This window comes from Bacteroides sp. NSJ-48 (assembly GCF_014287405.1).
Taxonomy (GTDB): domain Bacteria; phylum Bacteroidota; class Bacteroidia; order Bacteroidales; family Bacteroidaceae; genus Bacteroides; species Bacteroides stercoris.
In genome coordinates this window covers 1-20316 of the sequence record NZ_JACOOD010000026.1, presented here as the reverse complement: position 1 = coordinate 20316, position 20316 = coordinate 1, and the positions used below count along the sequence as shown (strand labels likewise).

19 protein-coding genes are annotated in these 20316 nt (G+C 46.9%); 14 read left to right on the top strand and 5 right to left on the bottom strand.

All coding sequences use genetic code 11. The annotated features are described in order from the left end of the window. The first annotated feature begins 107 nt into the window (after positions 1-107). From H8S52_RS12575 to H8S52_RS12565, 3 genes are read left to right on the top strand one after another with little or no spacing between them, the layout of a single operon-like run. On the top strand, positions 108-2405 hold the full coding sequence (locus H8S52_RS12575; protein ID WP_186909934.1) for a TonB-dependent receptor: 2298 nt from the start codon (positions 108-110) through the stop codon (positions 2403-2405). Between the two features lie 47 nt (positions 2406-2452). Next, positions 2453-3853 carry a DUF4374 domain-containing protein gene (locus tag H8S52_RS12570; RefSeq protein ID WP_117985367.1) on the top strand — a complete coding sequence of 467 codons (1401 nt, stop codon included), beginning with the start codon at positions 2453-2455 and terminating at the stop codon, positions 3851-3853. A gap of 5 nt (positions 3854-3858) precedes the next feature. Further along, positions 3859-4959: a PepSY domain-containing protein gene (locus H8S52_RS12565; protein WP_186909933.1), complete on the top strand. Its 1101-nt coding sequence runs from the start codon at positions 3859-3861 to the stop codon at positions 4957-4959. Positions 4960-5216: 257 nt separating this feature from the next. On the opposite strand, the gene H8S52_RS12560 is transcribed toward H8S52_RS12565, so the two are convergent. From H8S52_RS12560 to H8S52_RS12545, 4 genes are all read right to left on the bottom strand, one after another. Beyond that, positions 5217-6095, bottom strand: a complete 879-nt coding sequence (locus H8S52_RS12560) for a PfkB family carbohydrate kinase (RefSeq protein ID WP_186909932.1) — start codon at positions 6093-6095, stop codon at positions 5217-5219. An 80-nt stretch (positions 6096-6175) separates the two neighbouring features. Continuing rightward, positions 6176-6751 (bottom strand): hypothetical protein, encoded by a 576-nt coding sequence (locus H8S52_RS12555; RefSeq protein ID WP_022104551.1) that lies wholly within the window; start codon positions 6749-6751, stop codon positions 6176-6178. A gap of 154 nt (positions 6752-6905) precedes the next feature. Then, on the bottom strand, positions 6906-7802 hold the full coding sequence (locus H8S52_RS12550; RefSeq protein ID WP_117985363.1) for an AraC family transcriptional regulator: 897 nt from the start codon (positions 7800-7802) through the stop codon (positions 6906-6908). 23 nt (positions 7803-7825) lie between these two features. Beyond that, positions 7826-8725, bottom strand: coding sequence for an AraC family transcriptional regulator (locus H8S52_RS12545; protein WP_117955695.1), 900 nt, complete (start codon positions 8723-8725; stop codon positions 7826-7828). 166 nt (positions 8726-8891) lie between these two features. On the opposite strand from H8S52_RS12545, the gene H8S52_RS12540 reads away from it, so the two are divergent. Then, the gene (locus H8S52_RS12540; RefSeq protein WP_186909931.1) at positions 8892-9455 is read left to right on the top strand and encodes a DapH/DapD/GlmU-related protein; all 564 of its coding nucleotides are present in this window, start codon (positions 8892-8894) and stop codon (positions 9453-9455) included. On the opposite strand, the gene H8S52_RS12535 is transcribed toward H8S52_RS12540, so the two are convergent. After that, positions 9439-9666, bottom strand: coding sequence for a YdeI/OmpD-associated family protein (locus tag H8S52_RS12535; RefSeq protein WP_255470059.1), 228 nt, complete (start codon positions 9664-9666; stop codon positions 9439-9441). The genes H8S52_RS12540 and H8S52_RS12535 overlap by 17 nt on opposite strands. Before the next feature lie 243 nt (positions 9667-9909). On the opposite strand from H8S52_RS12535, the gene H8S52_RS12530 reads away from it, so the two are divergent. The 10 genes from H8S52_RS12530 to H8S52_RS12485 all read left to right on the top strand — a co-directional run bounded on the left by H8S52_RS12530 (position 9910) and on the right by H8S52_RS12485 (position 20085). After that, complete coding sequence (locus tag H8S52_RS12530; protein WP_117955690.1) at positions 9910-10590, top strand: hypothetical protein; 681 nt, start codon at positions 9910-9912, stop codon at positions 10588-10590. 1069 nt (positions 10591-11659) lie between these two features. Then, positions 11660-12946 (top strand): site-specific integrase, encoded by a 1287-nt coding sequence (locus tag H8S52_RS12525; RefSeq protein ID WP_008659984.1) that lies wholly within the window; start codon positions 11660-11662, stop codon positions 12944-12946. A 13-nt stretch (positions 12947-12959) separates the two neighbouring features. Then, entirely contained in the window at positions 12960-13994 is a 1035-nt protein-coding gene (locus tag H8S52_RS12520) for a hypothetical protein (RefSeq protein ID WP_032497411.1), read from the top strand. A 220-nt stretch (positions 13995-14214) separates the two neighbouring features. Further along, positions 14215-14523 (top strand): DUF3853 family protein, encoded by a 309-nt coding sequence (locus H8S52_RS12515; RefSeq protein ID WP_007759946.1) that lies wholly within the window; start codon positions 14215-14217, stop codon positions 14521-14523. A gap of 11 nt (positions 14524-14534) precedes the next feature. Beyond that, on the top strand, positions 14535-15605 hold the full coding sequence (locus H8S52_RS12510; protein WP_117667134.1) for an AAA family ATPase: 1071 nt from the start codon (positions 14535-14537) through the stop codon (positions 15603-15605). 206 nt (positions 15606-15811) lie between these two features. Continuing rightward, on the top strand, positions 15812-16780 hold the full coding sequence (locus H8S52_RS12505) for a toprim domain-containing protein (protein WP_117667136.1): 969 nt from the start codon (positions 15812-15814) through the stop codon (positions 16778-16780). Positions 16781-16963: 183 nt separating this feature from the next. After that, positions 16964-18310 (top strand): MobV family relaxase, encoded by a 1347-nt coding sequence (mobV, locus tag H8S52_RS12500; protein ID WP_117667140.1) that lies wholly within the window; start codon positions 16964-16966, stop codon positions 18308-18310. A gap of 332 nt (positions 18311-18642) precedes the next feature. Beyond that, positions 18643-19092 (top strand): hypothetical protein, encoded by a 450-nt coding sequence (locus H8S52_RS12495; protein ID WP_008659974.1) that lies wholly within the window; start codon positions 18643-18645, stop codon positions 19090-19092. A gap of 11 nt (positions 19093-19103) precedes the next feature. After that, positions 19104-19547, top strand: a complete 444-nt coding sequence (locus H8S52_RS12490; protein ID WP_008659973.1) for a hypothetical protein — start codon at positions 19104-19106, stop codon at positions 19545-19547. A gap of 10 nt (positions 19548-19557) precedes the next feature. Beyond that, a complete protein-coding gene (locus H8S52_RS12485) occupies positions 19558-20085 on the top strand; it encodes a hypothetical protein (protein ID WP_117857221.1) in 528 nt (175 codons plus the stop codon). The last annotated feature ends 231 nt before the right edge of the window (positions 20086-20316 follow it).

Below are 20316 nucleotides of genomic sequence, written 5' to 3'. Positions count from 1 at the left end.
AACAACTTAACAATCACTTCAAATTGAAAACAGCCATATTTAGTTTATTATTTTTCTTCTTGACGGCATGCGCCTTTCCTGTATATGCGCAGAGACCGGGCAAGACGATGATTTCAGGTAAAATCCTGTCTACGGAGAAAGAAGTCGTGGATTTTGCAACGGTCTATCTGAAAGGGACCGGTTACGGGGGAATAACCAATCAGGAAGGTATCTATCATGTGAGTGCGCCTGCGGGCGACTATACGCTGGTGGTGTCGGCCGTCGGCTATAAAACCGTAGAGAAACCGGTGACGCTGGTCAGAGGGCAAAGGGTGAGGCAGAATGTCACAATCACCCCCGAAACTCAGCAACTGGACGAAGTAACGGTGGTGTCGACGGGCGTGAGCCGTGTCAAGCGGTCGGCATTCAACGCCGTGGCGGTGGATACGAAAGAGTTGCAGAACACAACCAGGAACCTGAGCGATGCATTGACCAAAGCGCCGGGAATGAAACTGCGCGAGTCGGGCGGGGTAGGGTCGGACATGCAGCTCATGCTGGACGGCTTCAGCGGGAAGCATGTAAAGGTCTTTATAGACGGCGTGCCGCAGGAAGGTGTCGGAAGCTCTTTTGCGCTGAACAATATCCCCGTGAATTTTGCCGACCGCATCGAGGTGTACAAGGGCGTAGTGCCGGTGGGATTCGGCACGGATGCCATCGGCGGGGTTATCAATATCGTTACGAACAAGAAACGCCGCCGCTGGTTTCTGGATGCGTCCTACTCGTACGGTTCGTTCAATACGCATAAGTCCAACGTACACTTCGGGCAGACTTTCAAGAACGGTTTTACGTACGAAATCAACGCGTTTCAGAACTATTCGGACAACGACTACCGCATCGACTCCCCGGTGGAGGACTTTGAAACGGGCAGGATAGACCGTGACAAGAAGGTGCGCGTACGGCGCTTCAACGATACTTACCACAATGAAGCAGTTATCGGCAAGGTAGGCGTTATCGACAAGAAGTGGGCGGACCGTTTGATGTTCGGTTTCACTTACTCCAATATGTACCAGGATGTACAGACCGGCGTACGGCAGGACATCGTGTACGGGCAGAAACACCGCAAGGGACATTCGCTGATGCCTTCGTTGGAGTATAACAAGCGCAACCTGTTTGCGAAGGGACTGGATGTAGTGCTGACCGTCAACTACAACAAGAACCTGACGACCAATGTGGATACCGCTTCCTATAAATACAACTGGTACGGGGAAAGGAAGCCGCTGAACTCTCCCGGAGAGCAGTCCTACCAGCACTCGCGCGCCGATAACAATAACTGGAACGGTACGTTTACAGCCAACTACCGCCTCGGCAGGGTGCACACGCTGACGTTCAACCACGTGCTGAATGCTTTCAGCCGTTCCAATACTTCATTGCTTGCCAAAGAAGAGCAGTCGGATGCCATTGCCAAGGAGACCCGCAAGAATATCTCCGGCCTCTCTTACCGCCTGATGCCGTCCGAAGACTGGAACTTATCCGTATTCGGCAAGTACTACAACCAGTTTGTCGCCGGACCTGTGGCTACGGATGCCAATCAGAACGACTATGTACGCACCACCCACAGCGTACATTCCGTAGGCTATGGAGCGGCGGGCACTTACTTCATCCTGCCGGGACTGCAAGCCAAGCTGTCCTATGAAAAGGCCTACCGTCTGCCCACCATCGAAGAGATGTTCGGCAATGAGGACCTGGAAATGGGCGACATCGGCATCCGGCCGGAGAACAGCGACAACATCAACCTGAGCCTGAGCTATAACAAGACTTTCGGCAAGCATTCCGTGTACGTGGAAGGCGGCTTTGTCTACCGTAACACCAAAGACTACATCCAGCGCAACATCACCGACCTGAGCGGCGGCAAGTCCGCAGCCACTTACGTCAATTACGGCAAGGTGCTGACGAAAGGATATAACATCTCCGCCCGCTACGGCTTTGGCAGGTGGTTGAGTGTGGGCGGCAACTTCACGCAGATGAACGTGTGCGACAATATGAAGACTTCCATATCCGGCAGTGCGGAGAATATAGCTTATAAGGAACGCATGCCCAACCTGCCTTATATCTTTGCCGATTCCGACGTGACCTTCTACTGGCGCGACCTCTGGAAAAAAGGCAATGCGCTGACCGTATCTTACGACAACCAGTACTTGCACAGCTTTACCTATTATTCTTCCAAAATCGGTTCGAACAAGGGCGACTACGTGGTTCCGAGCCAGTTCTCCCACAACCTGAGCCTTTCCTACAGTCTCCGTAGCGGACGCTACAACCTCTCGTTCGAGTGCCGGAACTTTACGGACGAGCAACTGTACGACAACTTCAGCCTGCAGAAAGCCGGACGGGCATTCTATGGAAAGGTGCGCGTATACTTTGGCAATTGAAACCATGAATCAATAACGATTAGTGTAATATAATAAAACAAAACAACATGAAAAAGAATCTTTTATCAGCCGTACTTCTTACTTCTGCGATGGCAGGAACGGCATTGACATCCTGCACGGATACGGAGGTGCCGGGCGGCGGAAACAATAATGGAACCAAAGGCGATTTCGTGATCGCTTCCTCTGTCACCGCTTCGAGCAATACGACTAACGTATTGCTGACTTCCAGGACTTTGGACGAAGGCTCTGTTTCTACCATCAACAACGGACTCGTCAACGACGGCGCTTCCCAATGGGTGTTCTACAAGAACCGGTATCTCTATGGACTGACTTACAATCAGGGAAATGCCGGAACCACCCGTTCTTATGTCATGAACTCCAACCACGAAGTGCAGGCGCGTTCGGGAGAGTTTGCAGTGAAGAGATTCACTACCTACGGCATCTACGATAAGTATATCATAACTGCCTCTACCGGCGACGGACCTGCGGAGTATGCCGACGGCAACCTGTATCTGCCTAAAACCTTCCTGCTCTCTTACCTGGATGTAGCGGACGAAACCTTCAACACCAACGATACGAAAAACAAGGCCTACCAGTCCGAGAATTTCCTGGGCAACGGCGAGTTCGTGACATTGGCCGGAATTCAGGAGCATAACAACAAGATATACAGTGCAGCCGTTCCCATGGGTCTGAGCCAGTATGGCGCTGCCGTAGACGGCGGTAAGTATATATTGCCGGGCAATGAGGATTTGGTAAAGACCGAAGACGGCGGTTCCAACAGCAGCTCGTATAAGAAAGGCGAATTGCAGTGGACACAGTATCCCAATGAATGCTGGGTGGCAATCTTTGATGATGCTACGATGACAACGAAGAAACTCATCAGTACGGATAAAATCAGTTATGCCTGCGGCCGTTTCAAGTCCCAGTATTACCAGACTATCTGGGAAGCCGGTAACGGTGATATTTACGTATTCTCTCCAAGCTATGCCAAGACGATGAAGGATGCCCGCCAGCAGACAGTCTTACCGGCAGGTGTGGTACGCATCCCCAATGGCCGGGAAGACTTCGACAGCTACTACTGCGACCTGGAGAAACAGAGCGGCGGAAAATCCTTCCTGCGTTGCTGGCATATTGCAGATGACTATTTCCTGTTGCTGATGTACGACCGCCCTCTGACGGAGACGGGCTTTGAAGCCAAAGAACTGGCTGTGTTCAAAGCGGAAAGCAAGAAACTTACCTATGTCACCGGCCTTCCGTCGGCAGACCTGATTTCCGGCTTCGGCAACACTCCGTATACGGAGAACGGTTATGCCTATATGGCTGTGACTACCACAGACGGCCATCCGGCTGTTTACAAGATAGCCCCGTCCAGCGCTACTGCCACAAAAGGTGTTACGGTAGAGGCTACGCAGATTACAGGTATCGGCAAGTTGAGCCCTCTTAACTGACTGCAATGAAGAAAGCATTTCGTAAAATACATCTGTGGCTGTCTGTCCCTTTCGGGCTGATTATTACGGTTATCTGCTTTTCGGGAGCTGCGCTGGTATTTGAAGACGAAGTAATGGAGCTGTGCAGGCGCGACCTCTATTATGTGGAAAAGGTAAGCGGCGATCCGCTTCCCGTGGAGTACCTGATAGAGAAAGTCTCCGAAACACTGCCGGACGGTGTTGCTGTTACAGGCATCTCCATCTCTTCCGATGCGGAACGTACCTGTCGGGTCAGTCTGTCGAAACCGCGGCGGGCATCCGTTTATGTAGACCAATATACCGGTGAGGTAAAAGGCAGGTATGAGCGTGCGCCGTTCTTCCTCACCATGTTTCGCCTGCACCGCTGGCTGCTGGACAGCATGAAGCCGGACGGCGGAATATTCTGGGGCAAGATGGTTGTAGGGGTAAGTACGCTGATGTTCGTGTTCGTACTGGTTTCGGGCATTGTCATCTGGTGGCCCCGCACAAAGAAAGCCCTGAAGAACAGCCTGAAGATTGTCGCCGATAAAGGCCGGCTCCGCTTTTGGCACGATTTGCACGTGGCGGGAGGTATGTATGTACTTATCTTGCTTCTGGCAATGGCGTTGACCGGGCTCACATGGTCTTTCCCCTGGTATCGCGCAGGCTTTTATAAGGTATTCGGAGTAGAGGCCAAACAAGGGACGGGGCATCATGATGCCCCGCAAGCGACTGCCACTTCATATGCTTGCTGGCAGCAGGTTTATGAGGAACTGAAAGAACGTAACGACGGCTATAAACAGATTACGGTTTCCAACGGTTCTGCCACCGTATCTTTTGAACGTTTCGGCAATCAGCGGGCTTCCGACCGTTATACCTTTAATCCGAGTAACGGCGAAATCACCGGAACCGCCTTGTATAAGGATACCGATGCTTCGGGCAAGATACGCGGCTGGATATACTCCGTGCATGTGGGCAGTTGGGGCGGTATGTTCACCCGTGTACTGACATTCATTGCCGCATTGCTGGGCGGAACGCTTCCGCTGACGGGCTATTATCTGTGGATACGGCGTATCGGCCGCAAAGCTAAAGCCGCACCGAACCGATAAGGGCAGCTCTTTGCTCTACCTATAATTTGTATCTCTTTCAGGCCTTACTTTGCCTGCATCCTTTTCTCCGGACGTGGCTAAGGTGCCGGCAGATATGTTCCCCACCGTGAAACTAACCGTTTCCCGGTGGGGAACAACTTGTTTCACGGCGGGGAACGGTTAGTTTCTCCTGAGGAAACTTCCGTTTCCATCAGGGGAAATTATTGTTTTCATCAGGGGAAACCGAAGTTTCTCCTTAATGAAACGTTTGTTGTCTTTTATGCAGGATTGATTATCCTTCTGATTTCAGCCTCTGTTCCGCAGAATGGTCCGTGTGTTTGCAGCTTGATGGTGCACATGGCAGCGGCAAAGCAGCCTGCTTCCCGATAGGATGCGCCTTTGTTCCGCATATACAGATAGCCCACCATATAAGTATCTCCGCATCCGGTGGCATCCACTATCTGCAGGGCGGAGTAGGCGGGAATTTCATGGAACTGTCCTTTGGCATATATCAGCGAACCTTTGTCTCCCAACGTCAGCAGCACTTCTTTCACACCCCAGTCTGCAATGAGCAGGGCGGCTTCGTGAGGCTCTTTGCAACCGGTAAGGACTTCCATTTCGGTTTCGTTGGCCTTTAAGATATGGATGTGCTTCAAAGCTTCTCTCTTTTCCGGCCAGTCTACGGGCAGCACCTTTTCATTGTCCACCTTGCGCAGGAATCCTTGAACGTCTACCGACAGCAGACCTTTGCCCGACAGGTATTTGATGACGTCCAATGAAAAGTCATCGGCAAGCAGACTGCCCAAGTGAATAATCCGTGCATTGACGTCCTGCAGGCCTTCCATTGTGAACGGGTCGGCCTTTGCCGTGACGCGTTGCGTACGTTCGTTCTGGTTTTCCCCGTATATGTTTTCAAAGCAGACGGAGCAGGCGCTGGGCAGAGCCTTTACCTCAATGCCCTCTTTCCGTATGTCTTCCACAACGTTCATCTCCGTGTGGGCAAGGGATGTGACCAATAAAAAGCCGTTCGGGTCGAGATGCTTGATGGCATGCGCAAAGTAAAAGGAAGTGCCGCCCGGCATGTATATCGTGTTCTTGGTGGTAACTATCTTGTCTTGTGTAATATAACCGATGCAGCATAAATCGTGTACACTCATTGTTCCCTATTGTTTTGATTCGTTTATTTGTAATTTTGCTGCAAAGGTAATGAATTATTGAGAAAAACGGTAATACTTTGTCAGTCCAGTATCTTCTTCATGAGTTCGTCATACTTCTTGTCGTCACCTGCCATGACCTTCAGTTGCCGGGTAAGCAGTTTGAGGTGAAGGCTTTCGTCCGCAATCAGTTTTGTCAGCAGCTTGCGGGCAATGTCTGCGGTTGGTGTACTTGCGGTAATTCGTTCCTTCACTGACTTGTAGAACCCGATAGTGGCCACTTCCGAATGCGCGGCGAGGGTGAGCGCTTCGACGGGTGTTTCGCCTATATTGACGTTCTTGCTGTCATACGGTTTGGGAAGTGTACCGCCCAGTGCTACGATGGCGTCCCGTATGTGTGCGTAATGCTTCATTTCCACCAAGGCAATGCCCAGCATCAGTTCGCCGATTTCATCTTCAAAGACGGCTTCCTGCTGGGTATATTGCAGGATAGCGGTAATTTCGGAATACTCCGCATTTTCTATGGCAGGATAGAACCATTCGGGCTGTACGCCGTCATTGGGTTTCATGTCATCGGGCTCCACCCATTCCACATCCTGGTTCGAATACTTTAGCACATCCACCAGGGCATCCGCCATTTTATCCACATAATTAATCATATCAGTTAAGTTTTAGAGTTATGTGGGGGACAACAATCGGTAAAGGCACTTGGTTTGGAGTATTTTAAAATATTCGGGAATGTTTGCAGTATATTCGTGCGATTTAACCGTTTGTGGCGTTTGTTTTGTGCCAATGCCGGCAAGATAATCCTTTTTAATTCTGTGCATATTTATATTCCGTCGGTGTCATTCCCGTTATCTTCTTGAACAGGCAGGTGAAGTGCTGTGAGTTTGCATATCCCAGCTTCCTGGCTGTCATGCCGACCGTATAATCCTTGTTCCGCAACATCTTCTTAGCCATGTCCAGCCGCATCAGTTGAAAGTATTCGTGCATGCTTTTTCCGGTCTCGAACTTGAGCAGGTCGCGGAAATAGCTAGGTGACAAGTGAAGAGCGTCTGCACAATATTCTTCTGTGGGCATCGCACCGCCTTCCAGTCTGCCGGACAAGATGTATCCGTTCAGAAGTGAATGGATTTTGTGCAGAATTATTTTATTGGCCTCGCAACGGGTAATGAACTGGCGTTCGTTGAAACGCGCACAATAATCCAGCAATAGCTCGATATGGCGCGATATCAAAGTTTTGCTATGGCGGTCTATGGCATGCCGAAGTTCTTCTTCGATATTGCGGATGCACTCTGTGATTTTCATCTTTTCGCGCGATGAAAGATGCAGCGACTCGTTCGGTTTGTAGAAAAAGAAGGAATAGTCTCCGATGTGGTTCCCCAATGCAGTGTGCGCCATTAAATCCGGATGAAAAGCCAGCATTCGCCCTTTGGGGGCAAGCATATTGTCTATACCCAGCTTAATGGACTCGCCCGGCATACGGAATATCAGTGTGGCGTTGGAATAGTCGTAGTATTTGCGTCCGTACATAAGTTTTCCGGCTTCCCCTTCTATCAGGATAATCGTATAGAAATCACATCGGATGGTACGCTGCTCCAGATTGGCTTCGGATAGGTCAACGACACTTACCAGCGGATGCAGCGTCTTGCAGCCCATACAACAGTTACACTGATGTACGGTCTCTATATTCAGTATTTCTTTTTTCATAAGGATAATCTTATCGGTATCCTTTATATTTGCAACTTTCTGTATTCTCCGGGTGTATATCCCGTATTCTTCTTGAAGATGCGATTGAAATGCTGCGAATATTGGAATCCCAGTTCATAGGCAATCTGGCTGACCGTCTTTTCCGTTCCTGCAATCATCTCTTTGGCCATGTCAATCATTCTGGTCTGGATGTATTCCTGTGCGCTTTTTCCGGTTTCTTTCTTTATCAGGTCGCCGAAGTAGTTGGGTGACAGGAACACTTTGTCGGCGAAGTATTTTACGGAAGGCAGTCCGTCCGTTTGCGGTTTGTCGCTTTGGAAATAATCGTCGAGCAAGGCTTCGAATTTTACCAGTATACTTTTGTTGCTTTCCGAACGGGTAATGAATTGTCTTTCGTAGAAGCGCATGCAGTAATCCAGCAGCAGTTCGATGTTCCGTGAAATCAGACGTTTGCTATGCTTGTCGATCGGATGTTGGAGTTCCATTCTTATTTTCTCCAGGCAATCCGTGAATATGCTTTTTTCTTCTTCGGATAGGTGCAGGGCTTCGGCCGAGGCGTACGAAAAGAATGAATAATGTTTGATGTCTTGTCCTAAAGAAGTTCCTTTAATCAAGTCGGGGTGAAACAGCAGGCCGTGGGCGTTCGGCCGTACTCCTTGCAGCATGTCCACCTCAACCACCTGTCCCGGGGCAAAGCTGGTGACCGTTCCTTCCTGATAATCGTAAATCTGCCGGCCATAACGGATGTCTCCGCATTTGACGTTTTTCAGGAAAAGGGCATACACCCCGTAGTTCATCGTGAAATGCGTTGGAAATCTGGTGGCTTCCGACAGGTTTACCACACTTACCAGCGGATGCAGTGTTTCGAGTCCGAAGAGTCGGTTGTATTGGTCTACCGTGTCCAGTTTAATAACTTCTTTCATAAGGTATTGTTCTTTAGTTCTACGCAAATGTAGAGAATAAAAGCATAGGTAGTACATCTCTCCGCACAGAAACAGTAAATAGGTTACAAATGTCCGTAATTCATTCACACGGGCGCTGCCGCCATTCGTTTACATTTGCAGTGTAATCTATGTAATATTCAGAACCATGACACTTGATAATTTTTTAGAATATGTAAAGACACGAAAAGCCCTTGACACGGAAGATATACATCGTTTTATGGATGAAATGAGCAATGAGGCAAGACGTATCACATTCAAACTGAATGCATCTTTCCATGCTCCGGATGAGGTGAGAGCATTGCTCTCCGAACTCTTTGGAAAGCCCGTTCCACCCTCATTGCGGGTGTTCCCGCCGTTTTATACGGATTTCGGAAAGAATATTGAAATCGGCAATGACGTATTTATCAATGCCTGCTGTCATTTTCAGGATCACGGCGGGATTACATTGGGAGACGGTTGCCAGATAGGGCATAACGTCGTTTTTGCAACCCTCAACCACGGGCTTGCTCCCGAAGACCGCCATAAGACTTATCCTGCACCTGTCATACTTGGCAGGAATGTGTGGGTAGGTTCAAATTCCACTATTCTGCAAGGCGTGACGATTGGCGATAATGCGGTGGTGGCAGCCGGAGCGGTGGTGACAAAAGATGTTCCGGCGGATGCAATCGTAGGGGGAGTACCGGCTAAGGTTATCAAATATATCCGATAACTCCATTCATCGCCATGATGATGATTTTGGCAATACGGTCTGCTTTAGTTTGTTCTGTTTTTGCAGAATTAACCCAATCAACGAGCGCCTTTTTCTGAACGTTACTATATGCTTCAATCTTTTCCTGTGCGCCTTCTTCATATTGCATACACAAAAGTAATTCTTCCGTTATCCGGTTCTTTTCAACCTCATGATATAGTAAACAGAGCATCATACAGATGCTTTTCATGCTTTTTCTTGAAATAATTTAAAGCAAGTGCTTATAGTTTAAAACTTTGTACTATATTTAAAATTGAATTACATCCGGTAGAGAAATAGGTTTGCCTTTGTTCCGGATGATTATAGGGAAAGAGCGGATAAGAAGTGAAAAAGAAATTAGTGAAAAAGTATGACTCTATAAGAAAGAATTCAATAGATTTGCTTTGAGAAAAATAAGTAAAATAAGGGTTGAATTATGAATATCATAGAACGTATAGACAGACCTTGTGAATATGTAGAAGTGGCACAGACAGCCTTGATTGCCTGCCAATACTTATATTTATGGTTGTTTGCCGGACCGGATGATGCCTATAAGGTATATTCACTGGCAATCCTGATGGCATTTGAATTTGTTATGGTGCATTCGGGATTTTTTATGGCAGCTATGCCGCTCAAGGCTTCAATACGGCTGTTTATTCCGTTGTATGGACTTTTTGCATTCGCAGTTGGGTATTCAATGCGGGAGGGGGATTATACAATCATCATTCTTTACCTTGCAACTGTGCTCAACAGAATGCGTTTCGCTTTTTTCAATGTCAGTAAATCGGTCAAGCAGCGGGTAGTCAAACAATCGATGATTGCCTTGGCCGTTTATTTTGTGTTGACGGTATCGGTGGTATGTGCAGAATCTGTCATTCCTTCTTTCAGCTTAGGAGCCGCTTTTTCCGAATCGGCATCCTATACCCGTGAAGTACGTGCCGGAGGATTGTTTGTTGAAAAGCCTTATGTACCAATATGTCTCGGATTTCTGTATTACAGTGTACTTTCTTTTTTTAATTTCAAAACTGTATGGCGGGAACGTGCTTTCATTAAAAGAAGATGCACCGGAGGCTATACTGAAGAAGTGACAAATAAGAGACAACAGAAAAATAAATAATTATGAAAAATGCGATTTTAACAATTGTGCTGTCAGGTATGGAACTATTCTTATAATAAAGTGGTTGCTCTTGAAAAGAAAGACACGAATGACAATTGAAGCGTTGCACAAGTTTGAAGCAGGGATATTGAAAAAAATCATTCCGGTACTTCACAGTCCGGAATGAAAGCATAATGTTACAAGAGTTTTATGAATGAGAGATCAGAATATCTTTTTACCTTTTTTACTAATACGTTCTAATTAACACTTTGATTTCTATCTTACAAAGATACTGTAGGTTTCAATGATAGTATAACAAAGGCTGTGCCAAAAACGGTATAAAAAGGTAAGTGGTTTAATATCAGTTATGTAATGCTGATGGCTTTTGCGCTATTGTGGAAAATTATGCTATAATTCCACATTAATATTCCACAATTCCACATTAAGATGAAAAACTATTGTTTCCTATCTTGTTGATATTTAGTTCTCTATCTTGTATTTCTAATTTTGGCACAGCATTTGTCCGGAATTTTATGTCCTAAGATGTAGACTAACTGAATTATTCCAAGCTTATAGTTGTGTAAAGTTAGTATTGATAATGTTTAAGAGATAGTGTTCTCGTAAAAATGTTGTAGTGTCGTCCCGGTGTTGTGAAACATCGGGACGATATTGTCTTGGTAAGCAGCAGAAAAATGAGTCTTTGCGCTTTCCGGCAAGGGGTAAAAGTCAGCCATCCGTTATCCCGGACTATTCCGATTATTATGCGTTTCAGGTGCTTTTTCACTTGACCCTAAAAGGACCCTGAATTTGCACCTGACATACTTCGTAGAAACGCTATATTCTGCTTCACCTCAAACAAACAAAAAAGCTCTAATTCCGTTGAGAATCAGAGCTTTTTCTAATTTTGCTTTCTTGAGAAGCGGTGCGTACGGTACTTTAACCTACAATTTTACAAAATATCATAAACTTGCAACTATCTACTGGTAAACAGTTTATTATGATTGGTATATATCGTAAAATATCACCTAAAATCTTTTGCTATCTCAATAATTGGGTGTATATTTGGGTGCTAATTTAATTACACCCGAATATGAATATCAAGAGAAACATCATCTTTTCTTTGGAAAGCCGGAAGAAGAACGGCGTACCAATCGTGGAGAATGTGCCTATCCGTATGCGTGTGATATTTGCCAGCCAGCGCATCGAGTTTACAACGGGCTACCGCATCGACGCAGCCAAATGGGACACAGACAAACAACGTGTAAAGCCGGGCTGCACCAACAAGCTGAAACAGAGCGCATCCGAAATCAATACCGACCTGCTGCGCTACTATACGGAAATACAGAACATCTTCAAGGAGTTCGAGGTTCAGGGAACCATGCCTACCACCGCACAAGTAAAGGAGGCTTTCAACAGCCTGCACAGCGAAAAGAGGGAGGAAGAACAGCAGAAACCCCTGACGTTCGCCCCTATGGAGGTATTCGGGGAGTTCATCAAGGAATGCGGGACACAGAACGGCTGGTCTGACGCCACTTATGAGAAGTTCGCCGCAGTGAGGAAACACCTTGAGAAGTTCGACAAGGAACTGACCTTCGAGACACTGGACGAACCCAAGCTGACAAGCTATGTGAATTTCCTCAAGGACGTGGAAGGCTTGCGCAACACGTCCACCATGAAGCAGATAGCCTACCTGAAATGGTTCCTACGGTGGTGCACCAAGAAAGGGTACTGCATGAACAACGCCTACGAGAGCTTCAACCCGAAGCTGAAAAGCGTCCAAAAGAAGGTGATATTTCTCACATGGGAAGAACTGAACAAGCTGAAAGACTACAAAATACCCCCGACCAAGCAATATCTCGAACGGGTAAGGGACGTCTTTCTGTTCTGCTGTTTCAGCGGGCTGCGCTATTCGGACGTGTACAACCTCAAACGGAGTGACATCAAGCCCGACCACATAGAAGTGACCACCGTCAAAACAGCGGACAGCCTTATCATAGAGTTAAACAACCACAGCAAGGCGATACTGGAAAAATACAAGGACGTATACTTTGAAGACCATAAGGCACTTCCGGTCATCAGCAATCAGAAGATGAACGATTATTTGAAAGAACTGGGGGAGCTTGCGGAAATCAACGACCCGGTAAGGGAAACTTACTACAAGGGAAACGAACGTATAGACACCGTCACACCCAAATACGCCTTGCTGGGAACCCATGCCGGAAGGCGGACATTCATCTGTAACGCTTTGGCATTGGGCATTCCCGCACAAGTGGTGATGAAATGGACGGGACACAGCGACTACAAGGCGATGAAACCGTACATAGACATAGCCGACAACATCAAAGCTAATGCGATGAACAAATTCAACCAACTGTAACCACAATTATATCATGGAAGAAAGAATAACGTCAATGATACCCCGCTACGGGAAGCTCAACAAAATATACGCCGAAATAATATCCGGCGGCAGTTTCTCTTTTGAGAAGCAACAGTTCATTTCTGATTTTTACAGAGAGTACGGGGACACGCAGACCTTTGAAACCGCACTTATCAGCCTCATGCTTGAAGCGGACGCCGCGCACTTCTCCATATTGCTGAACAGCCTGAAACGGGAGATTGAGGGCAACATCTCGACTTACAGCGCCTGCAAGGAGTTTTTTGACTGTCTCGATACCGGATATGTCTGCCGACAGCATGAAGAGCGCTTCGACTGGAGCATCGACAGACAGATGAAAGTCACAAACGGATATTACCGGGAACTCATGGCAGCTAACGGCTCTTTGGAAGCAGTAGGTTTCAGGGAACACGACCGTCAGGAAGAGGAACTGCTGGAAAGAAGGTACGACCGGTGCAAACGGGAATACGACAAGGAGAAAGCCAAACTGGATGAACTGTACAGGCAGAAGGAGCAGGCAAGGCGGGAAGCCCTGCAATGCCTGCAAAACCGTTGCGGGGACATTTGCAGGCTGGGAGGCTCACTATTGGCAATCCTTGATAAATACCTGACCGACCAAAAGAAAAAGGAGGGGGAAGAAAAGGAAATTCCCTCATCCGGTACCACCCCGGCAAGCCCACCCGCCTATTTCCCCATGCGACTGCTGTCAGCCATTTATGAGAAATGCAACGACAAACAGTTTGAAGCCGTTCCCGAAGCCGATTTCTACGCCGGAATGAACTTGCAGCCATGCAGGAACAGGCTGAAGATAAGACCGGGAGAAAAGGCGCGTGTATGCTACCTGATATTCCTCATGGGTGAGACCCTCTCCAATCAGGACAGAGAGAAGTGGAAGGATGAAATCATGAGATTGCTGGATATAGACATAAAATATTACAAATCCAAATACAAGGCACCCGTTCCCCGTACTGATTTAGCCAGTGACAGCAATCAGGAATTTGCCAAGGAAATGCGGTTAATATTCCGATAGCCGGTGATATGTCCCGACATTCCACGACACGACCACTTTTACCACTCAAAATAATTTCTACCACTTTTTATTACTTGTTGATAATTAATGAGATAGCGTGATACCCCAATCACGCTATCCACATCCTTACCACCCATACCCGGAACTAACTTTGCACTGTTCGAACGAAATAAAAAGCCCATGCGCAGGGCTTACAGTACAAACGTTAATTCATTCTGACATGGAAATTAGAGACCTTTTATCAAAGCCCGTATGGCAGATGACGGGCGAAGAGTTCATATTCCTGAACCGACATGCCTTGCAGGGAAGCGAAACGAAGCCAGCCCAGCCAGCAGCCGACAAGGACAAGAAATACGTGTACGGGATAGGCGGCATAGCCCGGCTGTTCGGGTGCAGCATACCCACTGCAAACCGTATTAAGAAAAGCGGGAGGATAGACAGAGCCATTACGCAGATAGGGCGCAAAATCATCGTCGATGCGGACATGGCACTGGAACTGGCAGGACGTAAAAGCGGGGGACGCAGATAGGGAGGTGCCATATGGAAAACAAGGAAAGAAACATCACGCCCGAAGAGGCGATAATCCTATGGCATGCCTCGCGGCTTGACCTTTCGGAAGACTACGAGCAGGCACCTGAAATCCTGAAAGTGCAGGGCTCCGTCATCGGCACGCTGGGAAACTTCAGCGCGTCAATCGGAAAAGCCAAAAGCAAGAAAACATTCAACGTCTCCGCAATCGTGGCGGCTGCGCTGAAAAACGGGACGGTACTGAACTATACGGCGGAACTGCCCGAAAACAAGCGGAAAATACTCTATGTGGACACCGAACAGAGCTCCTACCACTGTGCGAAAGTGGCAAGGCGCAGCCTGCGCATGGCGGGACTGCCGACAGGCAGCAACCATGAGAACCTCGAGTTCCTCGTCTTGCGGAAATACACGCCCGAAGAGCGCATAGCAATCGTGAAGGAGGCAATCTACCGGACTGAAAACGTCGGGCTGGTAATCATCGACGGAATACGGGACATGGTGTACGACATCAACAGCCCCGGCGAATCCACGAAGGTAATCTCCCTGCTGATGACATGGACGGGGGAAAGGAACATCCACATCCATACCATACTGCACCAGAACAAGGGGGACGAGAACGCAAGGGGGCACATCGGAACCGAGCTAAGCAACAAGGCGGAAACGGTGCTGCAAGTGGAGAAGGACAGCAAGAATCCCGACATAAGTACGGTCAAAACCGCACATATCAGGGCGGTGGACTTCGAACCGTTCGCATTCCGCATCAATGAGGAAGCATTGCCCGAACTGCTGGAAGACTACCAGTTCAAGGACAAGGATGAGACAAAAGGAAACAGGGAGAAGTTCGACCCGTACAAGGACATCACCGAGCGGCAGCACCGTATCGCACTGGAAGCGGCGTTCACCCTGAAAGACGAATACGGCTATCAGGAACTTGCGGAAGCCTTGCAGGAAGCATACGCCTCTGTCGGTGCCACACTCGGCGGCAACAAGGTGGTAAAACTCATCACCGTACTCAAAAGCAAGCGGATGATAGTGCAGGAGAACGGCAGGAAATACACTTTCAACCCCGACTTCCACTATTAGCGGCACAGACCGGAAACCACTTTACTTTAGTCAGGGTATATATATATGTCAGAGTAAAGTGAAGTGTTCCGGTTGCTGATAAAAGCACTTTACTTTATTCCCGTACCATATATATACGGAAGTAAAGTAAAGTGGATACAGCCCGTAATATACGAAAAGGTACGGGCGAAAAGAAAAAAACAATATCCACTTAAACAGAAACCTACATGAATACGAATGAAGCGAAACAGATACGCATAGAGGAATATCTGCACAGTCTCGGCTACGACCCGGTAAGGAAACAGGGCGACAGCCTATGGTACAAGTCACCATTCAGGAATGAACGGGAACCGTCCTTCAAGGTCAACACGGAACGCAATCTATGGTACGATTTTAGCGCAGGCAGGGGCGGGAACATCATCGCACTGGCGCAGGAACTCTACGCATCCGACAGCCTGCCCTACCTTTTGGAACGGATAGCGGAGCAGGCGCCCGGCGTGCATCCGGTCTCCTTTTCTTTTGGCAAGCAGGCACTCTCAAAACCGAGCTTCCAACAGTTGGAGGTGGTGCCGCTCTCTTCCCCCGCCTTGTATTCCTATCTGCGGCAGAGGGGGATAAATACGGAGCTGGCGAAAAGAGAATGCAGGGAAGTGCGCTATCTGACCGACGGCAAACCATACTTTGCCGTCGGCTTCCCCAACCGTTCGGGAGGCTACGAGATACGCAACAAGTTTTTCAAAGGGTGCATCGCACCGAAGGACATCACCCACATACGGCAGGAACAGACGAGGGAGACCTGCTGCCTCTTCGAGGGCTTCATGGACTACCTCTCCTTCCTTACCCTGCGGCTGGAAAGGTGTCCCGACCGTCCCGACCTTGACGGGCAGGACTACATCGTGCTGAACTCGACTTCCAACCTATCCAAAGCAATCCGACCTTTGGGCGGTTACGGACGCATCCATTGCTTTCTTGACAACGACAAGGCGGGAATGGAAGCCGTTCAGGAACTGCGGGAGAAATACGGAATGCGTGTCCGGGACGCATCACACATATACGGAGAATACAACGACCTGAACGACTTCCTTTGTGGTAAACGGTCAGGACAAGCGGAACGGCGGCAGGAGAAACCGGAACCGGAGAAAGAACAACGGCAGGCAAGGCAGCCGGAGAGGAAAGGCAGAGGTTTCAGGATGTAACCGCACAGCCGGCAGATGGCTTTAAAAAAAGCCATAGCTCATTAGGGCTTTTTCTTCACGCAATGCACGCATTGCTAAAAAAGCCCCAATGAGCAAAAGGGACGCCGCCCCTTTTGAAACCCCGGAGCCATGCGGCATGGGAACAAGGCAGGGGAAGTATTAACCGAAAAATATATTACAGTTATGGGATATGCAGTTTTGCATTTGGAAAAAGCAAAGGGTACGGACAGCAGGATGTCCGCACACATAGAGCGCACCGTCCACCCCAAGAACGCGGACAGAACGCGCACGCACCTGAATCGGGAATTGGTGCAATTCCCCGAAGGAGTGAGGAACCGCACACAGGCAATAGCGCACCGGATAGAGACAGCAGGTATCAGGCGCAAGGTGGGTACCAACCAGGTGAAGGCAATCCGGGTACTGCTCACCGGAAGCAACAAGGACATGAAGCAAATGGAAGTGGACGGACAGCTTGACGGATGGTGCAACGACAGCCTGCAATGGCTCCGGGAAACATACGGGGAGCGGAACCTCGTGTCGGCAGTTCTGCACATGGACGAAAAGACACCGCACATACACGCCACTATCGTACCGATAGTGACCGGAGAGCGCAGGAAAGCCAAAAAAGAAGAACAGAACGGGAAAAAGAAATACCGCAAGAAGAGCACGCAGGACGTGCGGCTGTGTGCAGATGATGTCATGGCAAGGCACAAGCTGAAACACTATCAGGACACCTACGCACAAGCCATGGGCAAATATGGCTTGCAAAGAGGAATAGACGGTTCGCTGGCAAAACACATCTCCACCATGCAATACTACAAGGAGCTGGTAGAGCAACAAGACAGTCTGCAGGAGAACATAGAAACCCTGCTGGGACTGGAAGAGGAAGCGCAGAAGAAACTGAAAAAGGTCAAGGGAGAAATCAACACGCAGAAGATGAAGAATGCGGCGGTAAACGCCACCACAGCCATAGCGGACGGGGTGAGTTCTCTTTTGGGAGGCAGCAAGGTCAGGAGGCTGGAAACGGAGAATGAAAGTTTGAGGCAGGGCATTGTGAAGCTGCAAAAGCAGGTACAAGCCGAACAGAGGGAACAGAAGAACATGGAAAACCGCCACAACAGCGAGATAGTCAGGATAGACCGGAATTACCAACAGAAAATTGCAGGGTACGACAATAGGCTGAAACAGATAGACACCTATTTCCCTATCGTAACGGAACTGCTGCCCATAGCCGAACAATGCCGGGAAGTGGGGTTTACCGAGGAACTGACAAGGCGAATCGTCAGCCTGCAGCCCGTAGGGTTCAAAGGCAGGCTCTATTCGAAAGAACACAAGGAGAAGTTCAGGACGGAGCACTCAACGGCTACCGTAGAGAGAAACCCACAAGAGAAAGGTAAATTCCAGCTGTGTATTGACGGTATGCCGATACTTGAATGGTTCAGGATGAAATTCAAAGAGCTCAAAGAAAAGCTGGGTGTAAGCCACACCCAAAAAGAAGAAAACAGACCGAAGAGGGGATTAAGGTTATAAAACACAAGAAATGAGAAAATAAGAATGGCTTTTACAGAGTTTATTTGATTATTTTTCATACTTTTGCACCGGATTGAGCACACACTCTCTCCAGACATATTAGTAAAGAAAGAAGCGTTATGCTTATCTTGTAGATGAAAACGTAGGAAATTTTCAAAGAGTACAAGGGATAGCATAGTGGTTCTCACGCTATAGCGTGGGCTGCTATATCCATATCTGTACTCAAGGTATTTTTCCTACGACCTTCATCTAAGACGTGGCATTGCAGTTCCACGCTTCGTGTTTTTATAAACTTCTTCATGGAGCTGGGAAGAATAAAAATATTGTAGTACATGACTAAAAAGTTACTATGTTTTGTATTTCTTACGGTTTCAATATTTGCTAATGCACAAAACCGTTATGACACTCCCGCTAACGCAACATTTACTAACACTTATGTTCCGATGACACATGAAGAAATGATGTTAAGAGCGGCGGCAGAAGTGTATAGAGAGAAGCGAGCTCGAGAAGATTTTGACAAGTATTCACGGACTGCTTATGAATACCTACAAAAGAAACAAATTGGATATTTTACGAGTTATGCCAATGCTGCTTTAAGTACTGGCTATTACAATAGCCAGTTATACTACAATTTGGGAATATCATACTACTTGTCTGGACAAAAAAGAAAAGGAAAGAAATTTCTAAAAAAGGCTTTAAAAAAAGGCTTTCTTGAAGCAAATCGTGCATTGTTCGCGATAAAGAAAAAGGAGATATTATCTTATTCATGGTTTATATATTAAAAATTACAATTATGAAAACATTATTTACAATCGTTCTTTTATGCATTTCTACCCTATTATGGGGACAGAATTATACGCAAAAATACAATGAGCTATATGATAGAACAGAGTTTTACAATTCCTATGGCAATCTCATTGGATATGCCAAATATAACTCATTATATGACCGCTTAGAGTATTACAATGCAAACGGAGATTTGTTAAAAACAGAACAATATAATAGCTTATATAATAGAAAAGATATCAAAGATCAATACGGAAACCAGCAGGGTTATGAGAAAAGAAACAATCTTTATAACCAAAATGAAGAATATGACTCATATGGCAATGTAAAATATAAGAAAAAGTGGAATGACTTATACCAACGATATGAGATTTACGATACTTATGGGAATATGGTAGGTTACTATAAATGGAATGAGTTATATAGACGGTGGGAGTTTATCTCCAAATAAATAGAATGTTATGAAAAATATACTTTTACTTCTTTCGTTTTTAATGAGCATATTTACTATGCACTCTCAAAATATTCAACAATTGGAAGCTAAACCTTCCTTTAAAGGGATAACTATCGGAATGCCAATATCTGAAATATCTAATAAATTGAGTTTTGAGAAAAGTTCAAATGGTTACTCTATTTACAAAGTGACAGATGCTTATTATTATAGCATTTTTAATGTAACTATGAATTATGTAAGAGTTATCGGTTTGAATGGAAAGGTACATGCTATAGAAGTGATAAAAATGGTTAAAGCTACGAATGAACATGCTACAGTATTTGACGCAAGTGAACTGGATGTTATTCAAGCAGGTCTGACCAGATTATATGGTGACCCCCAATATAAGCTAACTGAAAACAATTCCCAATATAATAGAATAGGAGTACAGTGGATTTCTAATAGCAAGGAAGCTAACTGTTTTATTGACTTTTATGGAACTTTTGTCGGATATAAACTACAGTTCTCTTTATGTGAACATAGTGAGGATTTTTAGTATTAAACATACGTTTTATAGTAGCGGGACGAGGATGTTTTCTTGTCCCGCATTTTTACCCTACGTGTAGTTATTAAAGTAAGTAATAACAAATATTTGAACAACTAAAATTGGGATATTCAGTAAATGTCCCTAAAAAATAAGATGGCATATGAAGATGATAGGACATGACCACTTCATATGCCATTCTTATTGCCATTTTTCGGTGCTTTCTCACATAATTCTATCCGA